At 73.1% G+C, this 16,584-nt stretch carries 17 protein-coding genes and 1 pseudogene; 12 read left to right on the plus strand and 6 right to left on the minus strand.

The features are described 5' to 3' along the window. The first annotated feature begins 9 nt into the window (after window positions 1–9). Window positions 10–522 (plus strand): type III secretion system chaperone family protein, encoded by a 513-nt coding sequence (locus O1G21_RS21505; protein ID WP_270146136.1) that lies wholly within the window; start codon window positions 10–12, stop codon window positions 520–522. Window positions 523–560: 38 nt separating this feature from the next. On the opposite strand, the gene O1G21_RS21510 is transcribed toward O1G21_RS21505, so the two are convergent. Further along, window positions 561–1,853, minus strand: a complete 1,293-nt coding sequence (locus tag O1G21_RS21510; protein WP_270146138.1) for an MDR family MFS transporter — start codon at window positions 1,851–1,853, stop codon at window positions 561–563. Window positions 1,854–2,003: 150 nt separating this feature from the next. On the opposite strand from O1G21_RS21510, the gene O1G21_RS21515 reads away from it, so the two are divergent. Together O1G21_RS21515 and O1G21_RS21520 are read left to right on the plus strand one after the other, a co-directional pair. Then, the gene (locus O1G21_RS21515; RefSeq protein WP_270146139.1) at window positions 2,004–2,762 is read left to right on the plus strand and encodes a phosphoglyceromutase; all 759 of its coding nucleotides are present in this window, start codon (window positions 2,004–2,006) and stop codon (window positions 2,760–2,762) included. Window positions 2,763–2,781: 19 nt separating this feature from the next. Further along, window positions 2,782–3,308, plus strand: a pseudogene (locus O1G21_RS21520) (lytic polysaccharide monooxygenase); the annotation flags it as partial. Window positions 3,309–3,392: 84 nt separating this feature from the next. Here the strand turns inward: O1G21_RS21520 and O1G21_RS21525 are convergent. Beyond that, window positions 3,393–3,572, minus strand: a complete 180-nt coding sequence (locus O1G21_RS21525; RefSeq protein WP_030288526.1) for a hypothetical protein — start codon at window positions 3,570–3,572, stop codon at window positions 3,393–3,395. 198 nt (window positions 3,573–3,770) lie between these two features. Beyond that, on the minus strand, window positions 3,771–4,460 hold the full coding sequence (gene phoU, locus O1G21_RS21530; protein ID WP_270146142.1) for a phosphate signaling complex protein PhoU: 690 nt from the start codon (window positions 4,458–4,460) through the stop codon (window positions 3,771–3,773). A gap of 305 nt (window positions 4,461–4,765) precedes the next feature. On the opposite strand from phoU, the gene O1G21_RS21535 reads away from it, so the two are divergent. Both O1G21_RS21535 and O1G21_RS21540 read left to right on the plus strand, forming a co-directional pair. After that, window positions 4,766–6,217 carry a sensor histidine kinase gene (locus O1G21_RS21535; RefSeq protein ID WP_270146144.1) on the plus strand — a complete coding sequence of 484 codons (1,452 nt, stop codon included), beginning with the start codon at window positions 4,766–4,768 and terminating at the stop codon, window positions 6,215–6,217. Window positions 6,218–6,219: 2 nt separating this feature from the next. Then, complete coding sequence (locus O1G21_RS21540) at window positions 6,220–6,915, plus strand: response regulator transcription factor (protein ID WP_030061050.1); 696 nt, start codon at window positions 6,220–6,222, stop codon at window positions 6,913–6,915. A gap of 78 nt (window positions 6,916–6,993) precedes the next feature. Here the strand turns inward: O1G21_RS21540 and O1G21_RS21545 are convergent, their stop codons facing one another. Next, complete coding sequence (locus tag O1G21_RS21545) at window positions 6,994–7,710, minus strand: DUF461 domain-containing protein (RefSeq protein WP_270146147.1); 717 nt, start codon at window positions 7,708–7,710, stop codon at window positions 6,994–6,996. Window positions 7,711–8,137: 427 nt separating this feature from the next. On the opposite strand from O1G21_RS21545, the gene O1G21_RS21550 reads away from it, so the two are divergent. The 7 genes from O1G21_RS21550 to O1G21_RS21580 all read left to right on the plus strand — a co-directional run bounded on the left by O1G21_RS21550 (window position 8,138) and on the right by O1G21_RS21580 (window position 15,121). Further along, window positions 8,138–8,620: a CarD family transcriptional regulator gene (locus O1G21_RS21550; RefSeq protein ID WP_030244332.1), complete on the plus strand. Its 483-nt coding sequence runs from the start codon at window positions 8,138–8,140 to the stop codon at window positions 8,618–8,620. Between the two features lie 258 nt (window positions 8,621–8,878). Beyond that, a complete protein-coding gene (gene ispD / locus O1G21_RS21555) occupies window positions 8,879–9,634 on the plus strand; it encodes a 2-C-methyl-D-erythritol 4-phosphate cytidylyltransferase (protein WP_270151157.1) in 756 nt (251 codons plus the stop codon). Continuing rightward, window positions 9,624–10,115, plus strand: a complete 492-nt coding sequence (gene ispF / locus O1G21_RS21560) for a 2-C-methyl-D-erythritol 2,4-cyclodiphosphate synthase (protein ID WP_270146150.1) — start codon at window positions 9,624–9,626, stop codon at window positions 10,113–10,115. Before ispD ends, ispF begins: the two co-directional genes overlap by 11 nt. A 146-nt stretch (window positions 10,116–10,261) precedes the next feature. Continuing rightward, a complete protein-coding gene (locus O1G21_RS21565; protein WP_270146152.1) occupies window positions 10,262–10,657 on the plus strand; it encodes a PPOX class F420-dependent oxidoreductase in 396 nt (131 codons plus the stop codon). 115 nt (window positions 10,658–10,772) lie between these two features. Further along, on the plus strand, window positions 10,773–12,167 hold the full coding sequence (gene cysS, locus O1G21_RS21570) for a cysteine--tRNA ligase (protein ID WP_270146154.1): 1,395 nt from the start codon (window positions 10,773–10,775) through the stop codon (window positions 12,165–12,167). 136 nt (window positions 12,168–12,303) lie between these two features. Then, complete coding sequence (gene rlmB / locus O1G21_RS21575; protein ID WP_270146156.1) at window positions 12,304–13,293, plus strand: 23S rRNA (guanosine(2251)-2'-O)-methyltransferase RlmB; 990 nt, start codon at window positions 12,304–12,306, stop codon at window positions 13,291–13,293. Window positions 13,294–13,552: 259 nt separating this feature from the next. Then, window positions 13,553–15,121 carry a DoxX family protein gene (locus O1G21_RS21580; protein ID WP_270146158.1) on the plus strand — a complete coding sequence of 523 codons (1,569 nt, stop codon included), beginning with the start codon at window positions 13,553–13,555 and terminating at the stop codon, window positions 15,119–15,121. Between the two features lie 65 nt (window positions 15,122–15,186). On the opposite strand, the gene O1G21_RS21585 is transcribed toward O1G21_RS21580, so the two are convergent. Then, complete coding sequence (locus tag O1G21_RS21585; RefSeq protein WP_270146159.1) at window positions 15,187–15,978, minus strand: nucleotidyltransferase family protein; 792 nt, start codon at window positions 15,976–15,978, stop codon at window positions 15,187–15,189. A gap of 63 nt (window positions 15,979–16,041) precedes the next feature. Beyond that, on the minus strand, window positions 16,042–16,485 hold the full coding sequence (locus O1G21_RS21590) for a hypothetical protein (protein WP_270146161.1): 444 nt from the start codon (window positions 16,483–16,485) through the stop codon (window positions 16,042–16,044). Window positions 16,486–16,584: the final 99 nt, after the last annotated feature.

Consider the following 16,584-nt stretch of genomic DNA (forward strand, 5'->3'; position numbering starts at 1 on the left):
GTCACCCCCATGGCAATCCGCACCAAGGACGAGGCCCTGACCCTCCTGCGCACCGCCCTGGACGACGCCGGAGTGTCCTGGGAGCCGGCCGCCGCCGACCCGTACACGCTGGTGGCGACCCTCCCGGGCACCCGCAAGCTGAACACCGCCTGCGCCCTGCGGGTCGGCGACCACACCCTGTCGGTGAACGCCTTCGTGATCCGCCGTCCGGACGAGAACCACGAGGCCGTCTACCGCTGGCTGCTGGAGCGCAACACCCGCCTCTACGGCGTCGCGTACGCGATCGACGCGCTCGGCGACGTCTACCTGGCCGGCCGCCTGCCGCTGGAGTCACTCACCCCGGACGCCGTCGACCGGCTGCTCGGCACGGTGCTGGAGAACGCCGACGAGCCCTTCAACACCCTGCTGGAACTGGGCTTCGCCTCGGCGATCCGGCGCGAGTGGGAGTGGCGCACCAAGCGCGGGGAGTCCACCCGCAACCTGGCCGCCTTCGCCCACCTGGCCGCCCCGGCCGCCGACTGACCCGACCTGAGCACCCGGGCCGGCGCGGCCCCGGGTGCTCAGGCGCCCGCCGGAGCCTTCTCGGCCGCCGTCGGCGCCACCCCGGTCGCCGCGTCCGCCCCGGCCGTCGTCCGAGCGCGGCGGGCCACCGCCACGTGACCGAGCGCCGCCACCGTGCCGCAGATCCCGCAGCCGACCCACAGCACCCCGGCGCCGGCGTGCTGCAGCACCACGCCGCCGACCCCCGGGCCGAGGAACATGGCGAGCGACCAGGAGAGCGAGTAGACGCCCTGGTAGCGGCCGCGTCCGTGGGTCGGTGACAGTTCGGCGACCAGGCCCATCGTGGTCGGCGCGTTCAGGATCTCGCCGACCGTCCAGACCGCCACCGAGAGCGCGAACAGCCAGGCCGAGGAGCCGGCGAGCGCCGCCAGCCCGAAGCCCCATCCGGCGAGCAGGCAGCTGGCGATCAGCAGTCCGGTCCGGGAGCGGCCCTCCATCCAGCGGGTCAGCGGGATCTGCAGCACCACGATGAGCAGCCCGTTCAGGCCGATGACCACTCCGTACTCGGTGGCGGTGATGCCCGAGGCGCCCATGTCGACGGGCAGGGTGGTGCTGCTCTGCTGGAAGACCAGGGCGAGCAGCAGGTTGAGTCCGACCACCGCCATGAACCGGCCGTCGCGGAACACCGTGCCGAGGCCGATCGTGGGTCCGCCGTCGGCCTTCGCGTTCGCGAGCGGCTGCGCCGGCTTGGTCTCCGGGATCCGGATGAAGATCACCACCGCGCAGACCAGCGTGGAGAGCGCGTCCAGCAGGAAGAGCGTGAGGTAGCCCTGGGTCGCGATCACCCCGGCCACCGCGGCGGAGACACCGAAGCCGATGTTGATCGCCCAGAAGTTCAGCGAGTACGCCCGGACCCGGTCCTCGGCCGGTACGAGGTCGGCGATGATCGCCGAGGTGGCCGGTCGGGTGGCGTTGTTGCACAGGCCGACCAGGAAGGCCACCACGGCGATCGCCACCTGGCCGTCCACGAAGCCGAGCACGGCGGTGGCCGCCGCGGTGCCGAGCTGGGCGGCGACCAGCGTGGGCCGGCGCCCGATCCGGTCGGCCAGCACGCCCGCGCCGACCGCCGCGATCGTCGAGCCGAGACCGAAGAGGGAGGCCACCAGGCCCGCGTAGGAGGCCGAGTACCCCCGCTCGGTGGTCAGGTACAAGGACAGGAAGGTGATCACGAAGGCGCCGAGCTTGTTCACCAGGGTGCTCACCCAGAGCCACCAGAACTGCCGCGGCAACCCGCCCACCGTCTCGCGCACCAGTCTTCGGATCCGGGAATCGGCGGCCAGGGTTACGAGCATGTGGGGGCTCCCGAGGGCAGGCGTCCGCTGAGCGGCGCGGGCAGGCCCGGTCAGCCGACGTGGGTAAGTGGCAGATAACCGCGGCACAGATTACCCAGCCGCCCATGGCCCCCACCAGGGGTTTTCCGGCCCTCCACTAAGCTGGGGGCCATGGCTGACACGACGTACCGACTCATCCTGCTCCGCCACGGCGAGAGCCAGTGGAACCAGAAGAACCTGTTCACCGGTTGGGTCGACGTCGACCTCAACGAGAAGGGCGAGAAGGAGGCCGCCCGCGGTGGCGAGCTCCTGGCCGCCGAGGGCCTGTTCCCCGACGTGGTGCACACCTCGCTGCTGCGCCGCGCCATCCGCACCTCGCAGATCGCCCTGGACAAGGCCGACCGCCACTGGATCCCGGTCAGCCGCAGCTGGCGCCTGAACGAGCGGCACTACGGCGCGCTGCAGGGCAAGGACAAGGCCCAGACCCTGGCCGAGTTCGGCGAGGAGCAGTTCCAGCTGTGGCGCCGCTCCTACGACACCCCGCCGCCGGTGCTGGCCGACGACGCCGAGTACTCGCAGGCCGGTGACGCCCGCTACGCCGACATCCCGAGCGAGCTGCGCCCGCGCACCGAGTGCCTGAAGGACGTCGTCGAGCGGATGCTCCCGTACTGGTACGACGCCATCGTCCCGGACCTGGCCGCCGGCAAGACCGTGCTGGTCACCGCCCACGGCAACAGCCTGCGCGCGCTGGTCAAGCACCTCGACGGCATCTCCGACGCGGACATCGCCGGCCTGAACATCCCGACCGGCATCCCGCTGGTCTACGAGCTCGACGCCGACTTCAAGCCGGTCGCCAAGGGCGGCCGCTACCTCGACGCGGAGGCCGCCGCGGCCGCCATCGAGGCGGTCAAGAACCAGGGCAAGAAGTAAGCCCGAAGGTTCCAGGGCCCCGCACCCGGTTCGCCGGGGGCGGGGCCCTCGGCATTCAACTGGCCTGCGGTGCGGGCGAGCCGGGGTCCGGCGGTCGACTCCCGGCAGCGCCCAAAAACGGTGGAGCGTCGAGGGGCCGAAGGGCTTCCCGGCCGCCGGGCCCGCCGACGGCACCACCTACGCGGGCGGCAACGCCCGCTTCGCCGGGCTGGACGACCCGCACGGCGGCGCGTGGCCGACCACTCCGGTGACGGCGGGCCAGCAGCTCACCTCACCCGGAGGTTCACGGCCAGGCACGCGATCACCGCCTTCGAGTACCACCTGACCAAGCCGGGCTACGACGCCGCCCAGCCGATCACCCGGGACGGCCTCGACCCGACGCCCTTCCTGGTCGTCCCGTACGGCGGGGTGCAGGTGCTGCCGAGCACGCTCAGCCACACCGCGACCCTGCCGAGCAGGCGCACCGGGCACCAGGTGGTCGTCGCGGTCTGGACGATCGCCGACACCGGGAACGCCTCCTACTCCTGCACCGACGTGCGGTTCTGATCCCCCGACCACGGGACGGGGCGCCCCGGGGTGCACGGCGCTGCACCCCGGGGCCCCCGGTGGGTCCGGTGACGGTGGGCTTCCTCAGTGACCGCCGCAGCAGCCGCCGTCCGCGCCGCCGCACTGGCAGGGCGCGCCGGACTGGCAGCCGCATCCGCAGCCCGGGCCGCAGCCACAGCCGGCCGCGAGGACGGGCAGCAGCTTCGGAGCGGGCGGCTCGACGGTGTCGTGGGCGGTTGCCGGTCGGGTCGGGTTGGCCTTCATCGAGCTCTTCCCTCCTAGTGACGGGCACACCACGGTGCCCCGTCCTCGAGTGAAGCCGCCGTTCGGCGGGAGCGTCAACGGGCGCGCAGTGGTGGGAAGTACGGGGAACCGTGCGCCCACACCACCGTCGCCGCAGGTTTACTCACCCCTGGAGGTGAGCCGCGGTCACTCCGCCCCCGCGGTCGCTCCGTCCTGCCGTCACTCCGCCCCCGCGGCCTCCGCCGCCTCGGTGGCGGCCACGAACTCGGCCACGTGCTCGCCCGTCACCAGGTACACCACGCGCTTGGCGACCGACACCGCGTGGTCCGCGAAGCGCTCGTAGTAGCGGCCGACCAGGGTGATGTCGACGGCGGTCTCGATGCCGTGGTGCCAGCGCTCGTCGATCAGGTGCGACAGCAGCTCGCGGTGCAGGGCGTCGATCCGGTCGTCGTCCTGCTCCATCTCCAGGGCCTTGTCGACGTCCTTGGTGGCGATCACCAGGCCCGCCTTGGCCACCAGGCGCTGGGCGAGCTGGCCCAGCTCCAGGACGGTGGACTGCAGGTCGGCGGGCACCGCCGACTCGGGGTAGCGCATCCGCGCGACCTTGGCGACGTGCCGGGCGAGGTCCCCGCAGCGCTCCAGGTCGGCGCTCATCCGCAGGGACGTGACCACGATGCGCAGGTCGGTGGCGACGGGCTGCTGGCGGGCGAGCAGGTCGATGGCGCGGTTCTCGAGATCGTGGTGGAGATCGTTGATCTTCTCGTCGGCGGCGATCACGCCCTCCGCCAGCGCCAGGTCCGCGTCGAGGAGGGCGGTGGTGGCCCGGCCCAGGGCCGAGCCGACCAGCCGGGCCATCTCGACCAGGCTGTCGCCGATCGCATCGAGTTCCTCGTGGTACGCGTCGCGCATGTTCTCTCCTCAGTAGCTGTGTCGGTGGCGGTGCCGACCGGTCAGCCCGTCCGACCATCGTTCCGCGTTCGGGTGACCGCTGCTGGTGGCGCGAATGGTACGCGCGCACCCGAGACCCCGGCGGCCGTTCGGCGCACCGATCTCTCCCACACGGGCTGCATGACCAACTCTGTGCCGTTCGGGCGACGAGGCACGGCCGCCCCGGTGAACCGGCAGCCACCTGGAGGTGAATTCTCGGCAACGCGCGGTCGATGCCTTGATCCAGCCCTTGGGGAGTGCCCAGGCCGTGCGCTTACGCTGGCCACATGGACGTGAACGTGGCCGCTGCCGCTGCCTGCGCCATAGCCGGGCTCGGCGTCGGCCTCACCGCCTCCATCGCCTTCCGCTGGAGCGAGCGCGAGCAGGCCAGGAGCAGGTACGCCGGCGGCAAGCACTACGGCCGGTACCAGCCGCTGGGCACCGGCACCCCGGAGCCCCCGCTGCCGCCGGGCGTCGACACCGTGCTCTCCGTGCTCCGCTCCTGCGCGATCGTGCTGGGCGAGGGCGACGAGGTGGTCAAGGCCAGCTCGGCGGCGTACGCGATGGGCTTGGTGCGCGGCGGCGCGGTCGCCGTGGACCAGATGCTCGCACTGGCCCGCGCCACCCGCCGGGACGGCGAGATCCGGCAGGTGGAACTGGAGGTGCCCCGCCCCGGCGCGGCCCGCGCGGCCGAGCCGCTAGCGGTCTCCGTCCGGGTCGCCCCGCTGGGCTCCCGGCTGGTGCTGGTGCTGGTCGAGGACCAGACCGAGCGCCGCCGGGTGGAAGCCGTCCGCCGGGACTTCGTGGCCAACGTCAGCCACGAGCTCAAGACCCCGGTCGGCGCCCTGTCGCTGCTCTCCGAGGCGGTCGCCGACGCGGCCGACGACCCGGAGGCGGTGCAGCGCTTCGCCGGCCGGATGCAGGTCGAGGCGACCCGCCTGGCCAGCCTGGTGCAGGAGATCATCGACCTCTCCCGGGTCCAGGACGACCGGCTGATGGTCGACCCGGAGCCGGTCGCGGTGGACGAACTGATCGCCGAGGCGATCGACCGCTGCCGCCAGCAGGCCGCCGCCAAGCAGATCCTGATCGCGGCCGGCGGCATCGCCGGGCTCTACCTGCACGGCAACCGCGGCCAGCTCGCCGCCGCGCTCGGCAACCTGGTGGAGAACGCCGTCAACTACAGCCCGCCCCGTACCCGGGTGGCCATCGCCACCCGCCGGATCTCCAGCGCCGCGGCGCTCGGCGAGGCGGACGGCGAGCTGATCGAGATCTCGGTCACCGACCAGGGCATCGGCATCTCCGAGAAGGACCGCGAGCGGGTCTTCGAGCGCTTCTACCGGGTCGACCCGGCCCGCTCCCGGCAGACCGGCGGCACCGGCCTCGGCCTGTCCATCGTCAAGCACGTCGCCGCCTCGCACGGCGGCACCGTCTCGGTGTGGAGCGTCGAGGGACAGGGTTCGACCTTCACCGTGCGCCTGCCCGCCGGCCAGGCGCCCGCCACCCACGACGACCCGGACGAGCGCGACCCGGACGAGCGCGACGACGACCTCGACGGCGACGCTTCCGACGACCGCGCACCCCGCGCACCCCGCGACGAGCCCGGTGCCGACACCGCCGGGCCCGCCACGGCACCCCGAACCCTCACCACGGACCGCACCGACCGTACGGCCCGTTCGCTCCCCGTCGGGGAGCGGCAAGTACCCCTGACAAAGACAACCCAGCTTGCCCCGGAGGCCTGATCGTGACCCGAGTACTGGTGGTCGAGGACGAGGAGTCGTTCAGCGACGCCCTCTCGTACATGCTCCGCAAGGAGGGCTTCGAGGTGGCCGTCGCCGCGACCGGCCCGGACGCCCTGGAGCAGTTCGAACGCAACGGCGCCGACCTCGTCCTGCTCGACCTGATGCTGCCGGGCCTGCCGGGCACCGAGGTCTGCCGCCAGCTCCGGGTGCGCTCCAACGTCCCGGTGATCATGGTGACCGCCAAGGACAGCGAGATCGACAAGGTCGTCGGGCTGGAGATAGGCGCCGACGACTACGTCACCAAGCCGTACTCCACCCGTGAGCTGGTCGCCCGGATCCGCGCGGTGCTGCGCCGCCGCGGCGAGGACGGCGGCGCGGGCGAGAACGGCGGCGGCCCGGGCGCCCTGGAAGCGGGCCCGGTCCGGATGGACGTGGACCGGCACGTGGTGACGGTGGACGGCGCCAAGGTCGACCTGCCGCTCAAGGAGTTCGACCTGCTGGAGATGCTGCTGCGCAACGCGGGCCGGGTGCTCACCCGCATGCAGCTGATCGACCGGGTCTGGGGTGCGGACTACGTCGGTGACACCAAGACCCTGGACGTCCACGTGAAGCGCCTGCGGGCCAAGATCGAGCCCGACCCGGGCGCGCCGCGCTACCTGGTCACCGTCCGCGGCCTCGGCTACAAGTTCGAGCCGTAAACCGCGGGCCCGCGATGGACGCGGAAGGCCCCCCTCCGGCAGTCGCCGGAGGGGGGCCGTCGCGTCGGTGCGCCCGCGTCAGTGGGCGGCCGGAGCGGTCGCCGTCGCGGTGGCACCGGCGACCGGCGCGCCCGGGACGGTGGCGCCGACCGACGGGGTGGCCGGGGTGGCCGGTGCGCCCGGGGTGGTGGCGCCGGCGGACGGGGTGGCCGGGCTGGCCGGGGCGCTCGCGGCCGGGGAGGCGGCCTTGGTGGACGCGGAGGCGGCCGGGGTCGGGCCGTAGCCCTTGTACAGGCCGCGGCCGTTCTCGCCGGAGTCCGGGCTCACGCCGGCCTGGGCGTCGACCTTCTGGCCGTCCTTGAAGGCGAAGGTGGTGGTGGCGAAGCCGCCGATGTGGACGGAGGCCGAGCTGAAGGAGGCGGAGGGGTTGCCCTGGCCGCCGAGCATCACGGAGCCGCCGGCCGGCACGACGATGCTGGACTGCGGGGCGCCGGCGGCGTCCGCGAAGGTGGCGGTGGCGCTGCCGACGGTGATCGACTGCAGCTCCGCCGGGGTGCCGGCCGTGTTGGAGATGTTCACGACCAGGTTGGCGGGGCCCGTGTAGTCGCCCGAGGTGCCGACCCCGGTGACGATCACGATGTTGTTCAGTCGAAGGTTCGTCCCCAGGGTCGCCGCCGCGTTGTCCGGCTTGATCTGCAGGGTGTCCGGCGTGGTGCCGGCGGCGCAGGAGGACAGCGAGGCGATGGCGATGGCGGCGATGGCGGCGATGCTGCCGCGTCGAAGGCTGCGGCTCACGGCGGCGGCTTCTCCTAGGTCACGTGTCGACAGGTCAGGACTCAGATTATCGACCTCACTTATGCGCTCCTCACGGGGTGGTCCCCGTGTCGCACTCCCGGGGCCCGGCGGAGGCCGTCCGGCGGTACTGATGGCATGGCCGGGTCGGTGGGAGGACAAGCTTCGACCAAGATCGAATAACGATCGGGTCACGACGCGGAAAGTGGCGAAAGCTCAAGATCCAATCATGGTTGCGGGGGTGTTGCGCAAGGGTTTCGCCGGACGTCGGAACCGCCTCCGACCTGCGGGAAGCCGCTCTCGAACATCGGTCGCAGCACGTCATGGGGGTCCTTGTCAAGCCCCGAGACCGGCCCTGACCTGCGAAAACGCCCTTCGGGTGCGCCGCGAGGCGTGTTATTCTGGAAAGCCACGGAAGGGGTCCTGTCACATGACGTTCAAGGTTGGCGACACGGTGGTCTACCCCCATCACGGGGCCGCGCTGATCGAGGCCATCGAAATTCGCCAGATCAAAGGTGTGGACAAGACCTACCTGGTGCTCAAGGTGCAGCAGGGAGACCTGACGCTCCGCGTGCCCGCCGAGAACGCGGAGTTCGTCGGCGTGCGCGATGTGGTCGGCCAGGAGGGTCTGGACCGGGTCTTCGAGGTGCTCCGGGCACCGTACACCGAAGAGCCGACCAACTGGTCCCGTCGCTACAAGGCGAACCTGGAGAAGCTCGCCTCGGGCGACGTCATCAAGGTCGCCGAGGTGGTGCGCGACCTCTGGCGTCGTGAGCGCGAGCGCGGCCTCTCGGCCGGCGAGAAGCGGATGCTCGCGAAGGCGCGCCAGATCCTCGTCAGCGAGCTCGCGCTGGCGGAGAACACCAACGAGGACAAGGCGGAGACGCTGCTCGACGAGGTCCTCGCCTCGTAGTGCGGTCGGGCTGCCGCCCAACGCCCACAGCGCCCGGTGCCGGCGCGCCGCTCCCAGGACGGACCGTCCAGGGGTGGTGCAGTGGCACTCCGGGCGCTGAGGCGTGTCCGGACCACGCCCCCCGCCCGAGCCGGTCCAGGCTTGCAAGACCGTTTCTGCGCAGATGTGCGGCAGGCAGTGGACCAGTGGTTCTTCGGAAGGGGCCCCGCGCCCGCCGGGCACGCCAAGGCCATACCCACTTCGCCGAAGGAGTGAAACCTGAACGCCTCAGGAGCAGTCGCAGCAGCAGTGGTGCCCGCCGCCGGACGCGGTGAGCGGCTGGGGCCCGGCGCCCCGAAGGCCCTGCGGGAACTGGGTGGCGTGCCGCTCCTGGTGCACGCCGTACGGGCCCTCGCCCGGAGCCGGGCGGTCGGCCTGGTGGTGGTCGCCGCGCCCGCCGACGGGGTGGCCGAGGTGGTCGCCCTGCTGGACAGCCACGGGCTGGCCGGCAAGGACATCCGGGTGGTGGCCGGCGGCGCGACCCGCCAGGAGTCGGTCCGGCTCGGTCTGGCCGCGATCCCGGAGGAGGTCGGGATCGTCCTGGTGCACGACGCGGCCCGCCCGCTCGTGCCGGTCGAGGTGGTGGACGCCGTCGCGGCCGCCGTCCGGGCCGGGGCCCAGGCGGTGGTGCCCGCGGTGCCGCTGGCCGACACCGTGAAGCGGGTCGACCCCAACCCGGGCCGCCCCGAGCCGGTCATCGACACGCCCGAGCGGGCCACCCTGCGCGCGGTGCAGACCCCGCAGGGCTTCGACCGGGCCGCCCTGGTCGAGGTGCACGCCAAGGCGCTGGCCGAGGAGGCCGCCGGCGGCGCCGCCGCCCCGCCTGTCACCGACGACGCCGGACTGGTGGAGCGCTACGGCGGCACGGTCGTCGTGGTGCCCGGCCACGAGGAGGCGTTCAAGGTCACCCGCCCGTTGGACCTCGTGCTCGCCGAGGCCGTACTCGCCCGCCGGAGGGCCGCCGATGACTACTGAGCCCCTGATCCCCCGGGTGGGGATCGGCACCGACGTGCACGCCTTCGAGGCCGGCCGCCCGCTCCGGGTGGCCGGACTGGATTGGCCGGACGCCGAGTTCGGGCTGGCCGGGCACTCGGACGCCGACGTCGCCGCCCACGCCTCCTGCGACGCGCTGTTCTCGGCCGCCGGGATCGGCGACCTGGGCGCCCACTTCGGCACCGACCGCCCGGAGTGGGCCGGCGCCTCCGGGGTGAAGCTGCTCGGCGAGGCGGCCCGGCTGGTGCGCGAGGCGGGCTTCGAGATCGGGAACATCGCGGTCCAGGTGATCGGCGTCCGGCCGAAGATCGGCAAGCGGCGGGCCGAGGCGCAGGCCGCGCTGTCCGAGGCGGCCGGTGCGCCGGTCTCGGTCTCCGGCACCACCACCGACGGCCTGGGCCTGACCGGCCGGGCCGAGGGGCTGGCCGCGATCGCCACCGCGGTGGTGTACCGGCGGCGTTGAGCCCGCGGGCTCGATCCTCCTGGAATAACTCAGGGCTGACGGGTGTTCACCAGGGGTCGCGGGGGCCCGGATCGATAGTGTTCGGTCCGGGCCCGCGCGGTCGTCCGGCCGGGCTCGTACCGCAGCCGATGAGAAGAGGGATCCCGATGAGTGCGCAACTCTCCGACAAGGCCAAGGCGTTGCTCGACGCGAAGAGCTTCGCCGTGATCTCCACGATCCAGCCCGACGGCAGCCCCCAGTCCTCGGTGGTCTGGGTCAAACGGGATGGCGACGACATCCTGTTCTCCACCGTCCAGGGCCGCCGCAAGCACCTCAACCTGGTGAAGGACCCGCGGGTCTCGATCCTGATCAACCCGGCGGACAGCCCGTACGAGTACTTCGAGGCGCGCGGTTCGGTGACGATGACCACCGAGGGCGGCCGGGAGCTGATCAACGAGCTGGCCGCCAAGTACCGCGGCGTGGACGAGTACACCTGGGACGGTCCGGAGGACGTCCGGGTGGTCGTGCGGCTCTCGCCGCGCAAGGTGGTCGGCAGCATCTGACCGGCGCGGACGACCGGCGTTTCCCCGGGGCCGGGCCCGCCGTTCCCGGGGAACGTCCTGCCGTTCCCCGGTTAATGTCGCGGGGCACCCCCCGCCGCCCACTACGCTTGACGCTGTGAGCATTCGTCTGTACGACACCAGCACCCGCCAGGTACGCGACTTCGTCCCGCTTGTACCGGGTTGTGTCTCGATCTACCTGTGCGGCGCTACCGTCCAGTCGGCGCCACACATCGGGCACATCCGGTCCGGCCTCAACTTCGACATCATGCAGCGGTGGTTCGCCTACCGCGGCTACCAGGTGACCTTCGCCCGCAACGTCACCGACATCGACGACAAGGTGATCGCCAAGGAGCGCGAGCTCGGCACGCCGTGGTGGCAGATCGCCTACGAGAACGAGCGCGCCTTCAACGACGGTTACAGCGCGCTCGGCTGCCTGCCGCCGACCGTCGAGCCGCGGGCCACCGGGCACATCCCCGAGATGATCGAGATGATGCGGGGGCTGATCGCCAAGGGCCACGCCTACGCGGCCGACGGCAACGTCTACTTCGACGTGAAGTCGTACCCCGACTACCTCGCGCTGTCCAACCAGAAGCTGGCCGACCTGCGCCAGCCCGAGGGCGAGGGCGAGACCGGCAAGCGCGACCAGCGCGACTTCGCGATGTGGAAGTCCGCCAAGCCGGGCGAGCCGAGCTGGGACACCCCGTGGGGCCGCGGCCGCCCGGGCTGGCACCTGGAGTGCTCGGCGATGGCCCACAAGTACCTGGGCGCGGCCTTCGACATCCACGGCGGCGGGCTGGACCTGATCTTCCCGCACCACGAGAACGAGATCGCCCAGTCCAAGGCCTACGGCGACGACTTCGCCGCCTTCTGGGTGCACAACGCCTGGGTCACCATGGCCGGTGAGAAGATGAGCAAGTCGCTGGGCAACTCGGTGCTGGTCTCCGAGATGGTCCGGCGCTGGCGGCCGATCGTGCTCCGCTACTACCTGGGCGCCGCGCACTACCGCTCGATGATCGAGTACAGCGAGGACGCGCTGCGCGAGGCCGAGGCCGGGTTCGGCCGGATCGAGGGCTTCGTCCAGCGGGCCGTCGAGCGCTGCGGAACGGTCGACGCGGCGCCCGAGGTGCCGCCGGCCTTCGCCGAGGCGATGGACGACGACCTCGGCGTTCCGCAGGCGCTGGCCGTCGTGCACACCGCCGTCCGCCAGGGCAACAGCGCCCTGAACGCGGACGACAAGGAGAGCGTGGTGGCGCGACTGGCCGAGGTCCGTGCGATGCTCGGTGTACTGGGCCTCGACCCGCTCGACCCGCAGTGGGCCGGGACGGAGCGCGGTGAGGACCTCCACGGCGTGGTCGACTCGCTGGTCCGTCTGGTCCTGGACCAGCGGCAGGCGGCGCGTCAGCGCAAGGACTTCGCCACCGCGGACGCCATCCGCGACCAGCTCGGCCTGGCCGGGCTGGTGATCGAGGACACCCCGTCCGGCCCGCGCTGGACGATCAACAGCCAGTAACCCCATCTGACGATCGGGGTGATGGGTGGGCCGTACCGGACCGGTGCGGCCCTCCCGCATGACGTAGCGCATGCCGTCGGCCGCCGCCGCACCGAGCGGAGCGGCCGGGCATGCCGGACAGACAGGAAGTACAGCCATGGCCGGCAACAGCCAGCGCAGGAACCGCCGCAACCCCGGATCGAAGAAGGGCGCGTCTGTCGGTACCGGCGGGCACAGCCGGAGGGCGCTGGAGGGCAAGGGCCCGACCCCGCCCGGTGAGGCGCGCAAGGGACACCCCAAGCAGCGGGCCGCCAACGCCGCGCTCAAGCGCGAGCGCGACGCCAAGTCCCGGGCCGGCATGCGCCGGGCCGGGGCCGGCCGGGGCGGTCGCGGCGGCGCGGGCAGCGCCGAGCTGGTCTTCGGCCGCAACTCGGTGGTCGAGGCCCTGATCGGCGACGTGCCGGCCAACGCGCTGTACGTCCAGCAGTTCATCGACACCGACGACCGGGTCCGCGAGGCCTTCCAGGCCGCCAACGACCGCGGCATCCCGCTGATGGAGGCCCCGCGGCCCCAGCTGGACCAGATGACCGGCGGGATGAACCACCAGGGCCTGGTGCTGCAGGTCCCGCCGTACGAGTACGCCCACCCCGAGGACCTGCTGGCCGAGGCCGCGGACGCCGGCCAGGACGCGCTGATCATCGCGTTGGACGGGGTCACCGACTCGCGCAACCTGGGCGCCGTGGTCCGCTCCGCGGCCGCCTTCGGTGCGCACGGCGTGGTCATCCCCGAGCGCCGCGCGGCCGGCATGACCGCCGGTGCCTGGAAGACCTCCTCCGGCGCCGCGGCCCGGCTGCCCGTCGCCCGTGCCACCAACATGACCCGCGCCCTGGAGGCCTACCAGAAGGCCGGCCTGATGGTGGTCGGCCTGGCCGCCGACGGCGAGGCCGAGCTCGGCGACCTGGAGCTGCTGACCGGCCCGGTCGTGATCGTCGCGGGCAGCGAGGGCAAGGGCCTGTCCCGGCTGGTCTCGGAGACCTGCGACATGCGGGTGCGGATCCCGATGAGCGGCCTGACCGAGTCGCTGAACGCCGGTGTCGCGGCGGGCATCGTGCTGTACGAGGCCGCGCGACTGCGCGCCAAGCGCTGAGCACGGCGGGCGGTCCGCCCGCAGGGGATCTTCCGAATTCTCCGCGAACCGAGTGAAAAGCGATCGGGCCCGACCGGGTCCGATCGCTTTTTTCATGATCACTTCAAGTGCGCGCCGGACATCCACCCGGGAGAGTGTCCTAAGCGGCCGTCACCCGGTTAGACCGGGCGTGGACGTGGACACCAGAACACCTCGGCGCCCCCTGTTCGGCGGCGGCAGCACCGGGATAGACGCGGGCCCAGGGCTCGACACCGTCAAGGTGCCGTCGGACCCCGCGCGCCTCAGCAGCACCCAGGCGAGCTTCCGGCTCCGGTTCGGCGCCCCGGTGGCGCCGCTGATCGAGGCCCCGGCCGGACTGCTGTCCACCGGCGCCGCGTTCGGCGACCCGTACGCCAACCAGGGCCTGATCCGCCGTCCGCTGGTCACCCCGCAGGTCGTCGTGCCCGCCTCCGCCGTGCCGGCGCTGGCCGGGGCCGCCGCCGGGGCCGTCGGCGGCGCACCGCGCCGCAAGGGCCGGGTCACCGCCGTCACCTGGACCGGCCAGGCGGCCCCCGGGGACTTCGCGGCCACCCAGCTGCTGGAGGCGGTGCGGACCAACGGCTCCCCGGCGGGCATCGACCTGGACGAGGCCGACACCCAGGTGCTCCCGGCCTACGTCGGCGCCCGGACCGTCCCCCGCCAGCCGCGCGAGGGCACCGGCAGTGCCACCGACGCCGGCGTCGGCCCGATCGGCGAACCGCACGGCTGGACCCCCAGCGGCGAACTGCCCGAGGTCTGCGCCGCCGCCGCCGAGGGCAAGCAGCCCTGGTACCCCGGCCGGCGGGTCGACCTCGGCCTGGTGCTGCTGCCGCTGCGCGCGGTGCTCGGCTCGCTCTCCGTCTACGCCGGGTTCAGCAAGCTCTGCGACCCGGTGTACTTCGACGGCGGCGAGCGCGGCTCGATGGTGCGCTGGCTGGCCTCGCTGCACCCGTGGAAGGTCGCCGAGCCGCTGCTCTCCTTCGCGATGGCGCACCCCGTCGGCTCCGGCCTGGTGGTGTCCTTCACCGAGATCGTGGCCGGCGTGCTCACCATCCTCGGCCTCTGGCAGCGGCTCGCGGCCGGGGCGGCGATGCTGCTCTCCGCCGCGCTGCTGTTCACCGTCAGCTGGCGGGCCGTGCCGGTCTACGACACCCCCGACCTGATCTTCCTCGCGGCCTGGAGTCCGCTGCTGATCGCCGGGGCACCCTTCGCCTCGCTCGACGGGCGGCTCAACCTGGAGGCCTGGCGCCGGATCGGCTCCGGCGCGCCGGGCGCCCTGCGCCGCCGGGTGCTGCGCCGGGGCGCGGTGGTCACCACCGTCGTGGTCGGCCTGACCCTGCTGCTCGGCTCGATGCTGGGCGCGGCGGTCCGCACCGGCGCCCGGCCGCACCAGGCACCGGACCGTCCGGCCACCGACTACGGCACCCCGGTCTGGCCGTCGGGCGGCCCTTCCGGCGCCCCGGGCGGCGGCACGTCCACCTCGCCGCCGGCCGTGGCCCCGCACGCGGCCACCCCGACCCCGAGCGCCACGTCTTCCACCCCCGCCGCCAAGCCCACCGGTGCCTCGCCGAGCGGCAAGCACTCCGGCAAGGCCGAGGCCGGCGGCTCCTCCCCGGCGCCCGCCGCCCCGTCCGCCGGATCCGGCTCCGCGTCGGCCCAGCGGACCCCGGCCCCCGGCGGCTCGGGCACGGCGCCCAAGCCCAGCCCGAGCAACGGCTCCGGGCTACTGGGCGGAGTGCTGGGCAGCGGCCCGCTGGCCGACCTGTCCGGTGGGCAGTCCTCCCGTCCGGGGACGCCGACCGCCACCTGAGCCGACGGACGTGCTTCGGCCGGGTGCTCCGTGGGGGAGCACCCGGCCGAAGCGCTGTCCGGGCCCTAGCTGTTCTGACCCGCGCGGTAGGCGGCGAGCTCCTTGGCCGCCTCGGTGAGGTCCTTCGCGGTGTCGATGGCGCGCCAGTACACGCCGATCGCCAGCTGGTAGCCGGCGAGCCGCTTGCCGCGGGCGAGCTGGGGGAAGGTGGTGCGCTCGTGGTCGCCCACGTCCGGCAGCAGCTCGGCGAACTCCGGGCTGAACACGTACAGCCCGGCGTTGATCAGGAAGGGCGAGGGCGGGGCCTCGATGAAGTCCAGCACGTTGCCGAACTGGTCGGTCTCCACGGCGCCCCAGGGGATGCGCGGCCGGGCCAGCGCGAGCGTCGCGACGGCGTCCCGCTCGTGGTGGAAGGCGGCCATGTCGCGCAGGCTGAAGCGGGTCCAGATGTCGCCGTTGGTGGCGTACCAGGGCTCGTCCGGGCGGGGCAGCGCCTTCGCCGCGAGCTTGAGGCCGCCGCCGCGCCCCAGCGGCTCGGCCTCGACCACCGTGCGGACCCGCAGCGGCAGGTCCGCCGTGTCCAGCCACTCCTCCAGCACGTCGGCGAGGTGGCCGCAGGACACCACGACGTCGGTGACGCCCTCGGCGGCCAGCCAGGCCAGCTGGTGGCCGAGGATCGGCGTGCCCGTCCCCGGGATCTCGACCAGCGGCTTGGGGCGGTCGTCCGTGTAGGGGCGCAGCCGGGAACCCTGGCCGCCCGCCAGGATCACGGCCTGGGTGACGGGCGTCGTGGTCGGCCTGGGCTGGTGGGACGGCGGGGACGCGGGGTCGGCGGTGGGGCCGGAGTCAGCGGTCATGCCTGAACAATAGGGCGCCCGGCCGCGCCGGGCGGTCCGCTTCGATCAGCCGGACCGGGGCCCTCAGCCGACGACGCCGGCCGCGAAGGAGCCGTCGCAGACCGGGCGGGCGAAGGAACGGGCCCGCTGCACGTCGCCCTGGTACTTGCGCACCGCGGCCTTGCCCAGCTCGGTGGCCAGCGAGGTGCAGTACGGCGTCAGCGCGGGCTGCTCGCGCATCGAGCGCTCCAGCAGGTCCAGCGCGGCGGACGGGTTCTTGGCGCGCAGCTCGTCCAGCAGCGCCACCCGCAGCGACTCCTGCGGGGCGAGCCCGTCCGTCTTGGTGGCGGCGGTGGCGGAGCGCCCGATCCCGGCGCCGTCGCCGCTGGACGCCGCCACGACCTGCTGGTCGAGCCCGGTCGGTGGGGCCCACGGGACCCGGGTCACGGCGAGGGTGCCGGTGGTCACCAGGACGACCGGCAGGGTCAGGGCGACGGTCTGGCCGATACGGCGCACAAGCTGCTTCACCCTCAGGAGAGTAGCGGTGAGTACGGGCCGGATAGCCCTCCGTTACACCATCGAGTGACAGGGTGTCCGGGTTCGTCCCTGCACCGTGTTGACGTGGAG

The sequence above is a fragment of the Kitasatospora cathayae genome, assembly GCF_027627435.1.
In the GTDB taxonomy this organism is placed as follows: Bacteria; Actinomycetota; Actinomycetes; order Streptomycetales; family Streptomycetaceae; genus Kitasatospora; species Kitasatospora cathayae.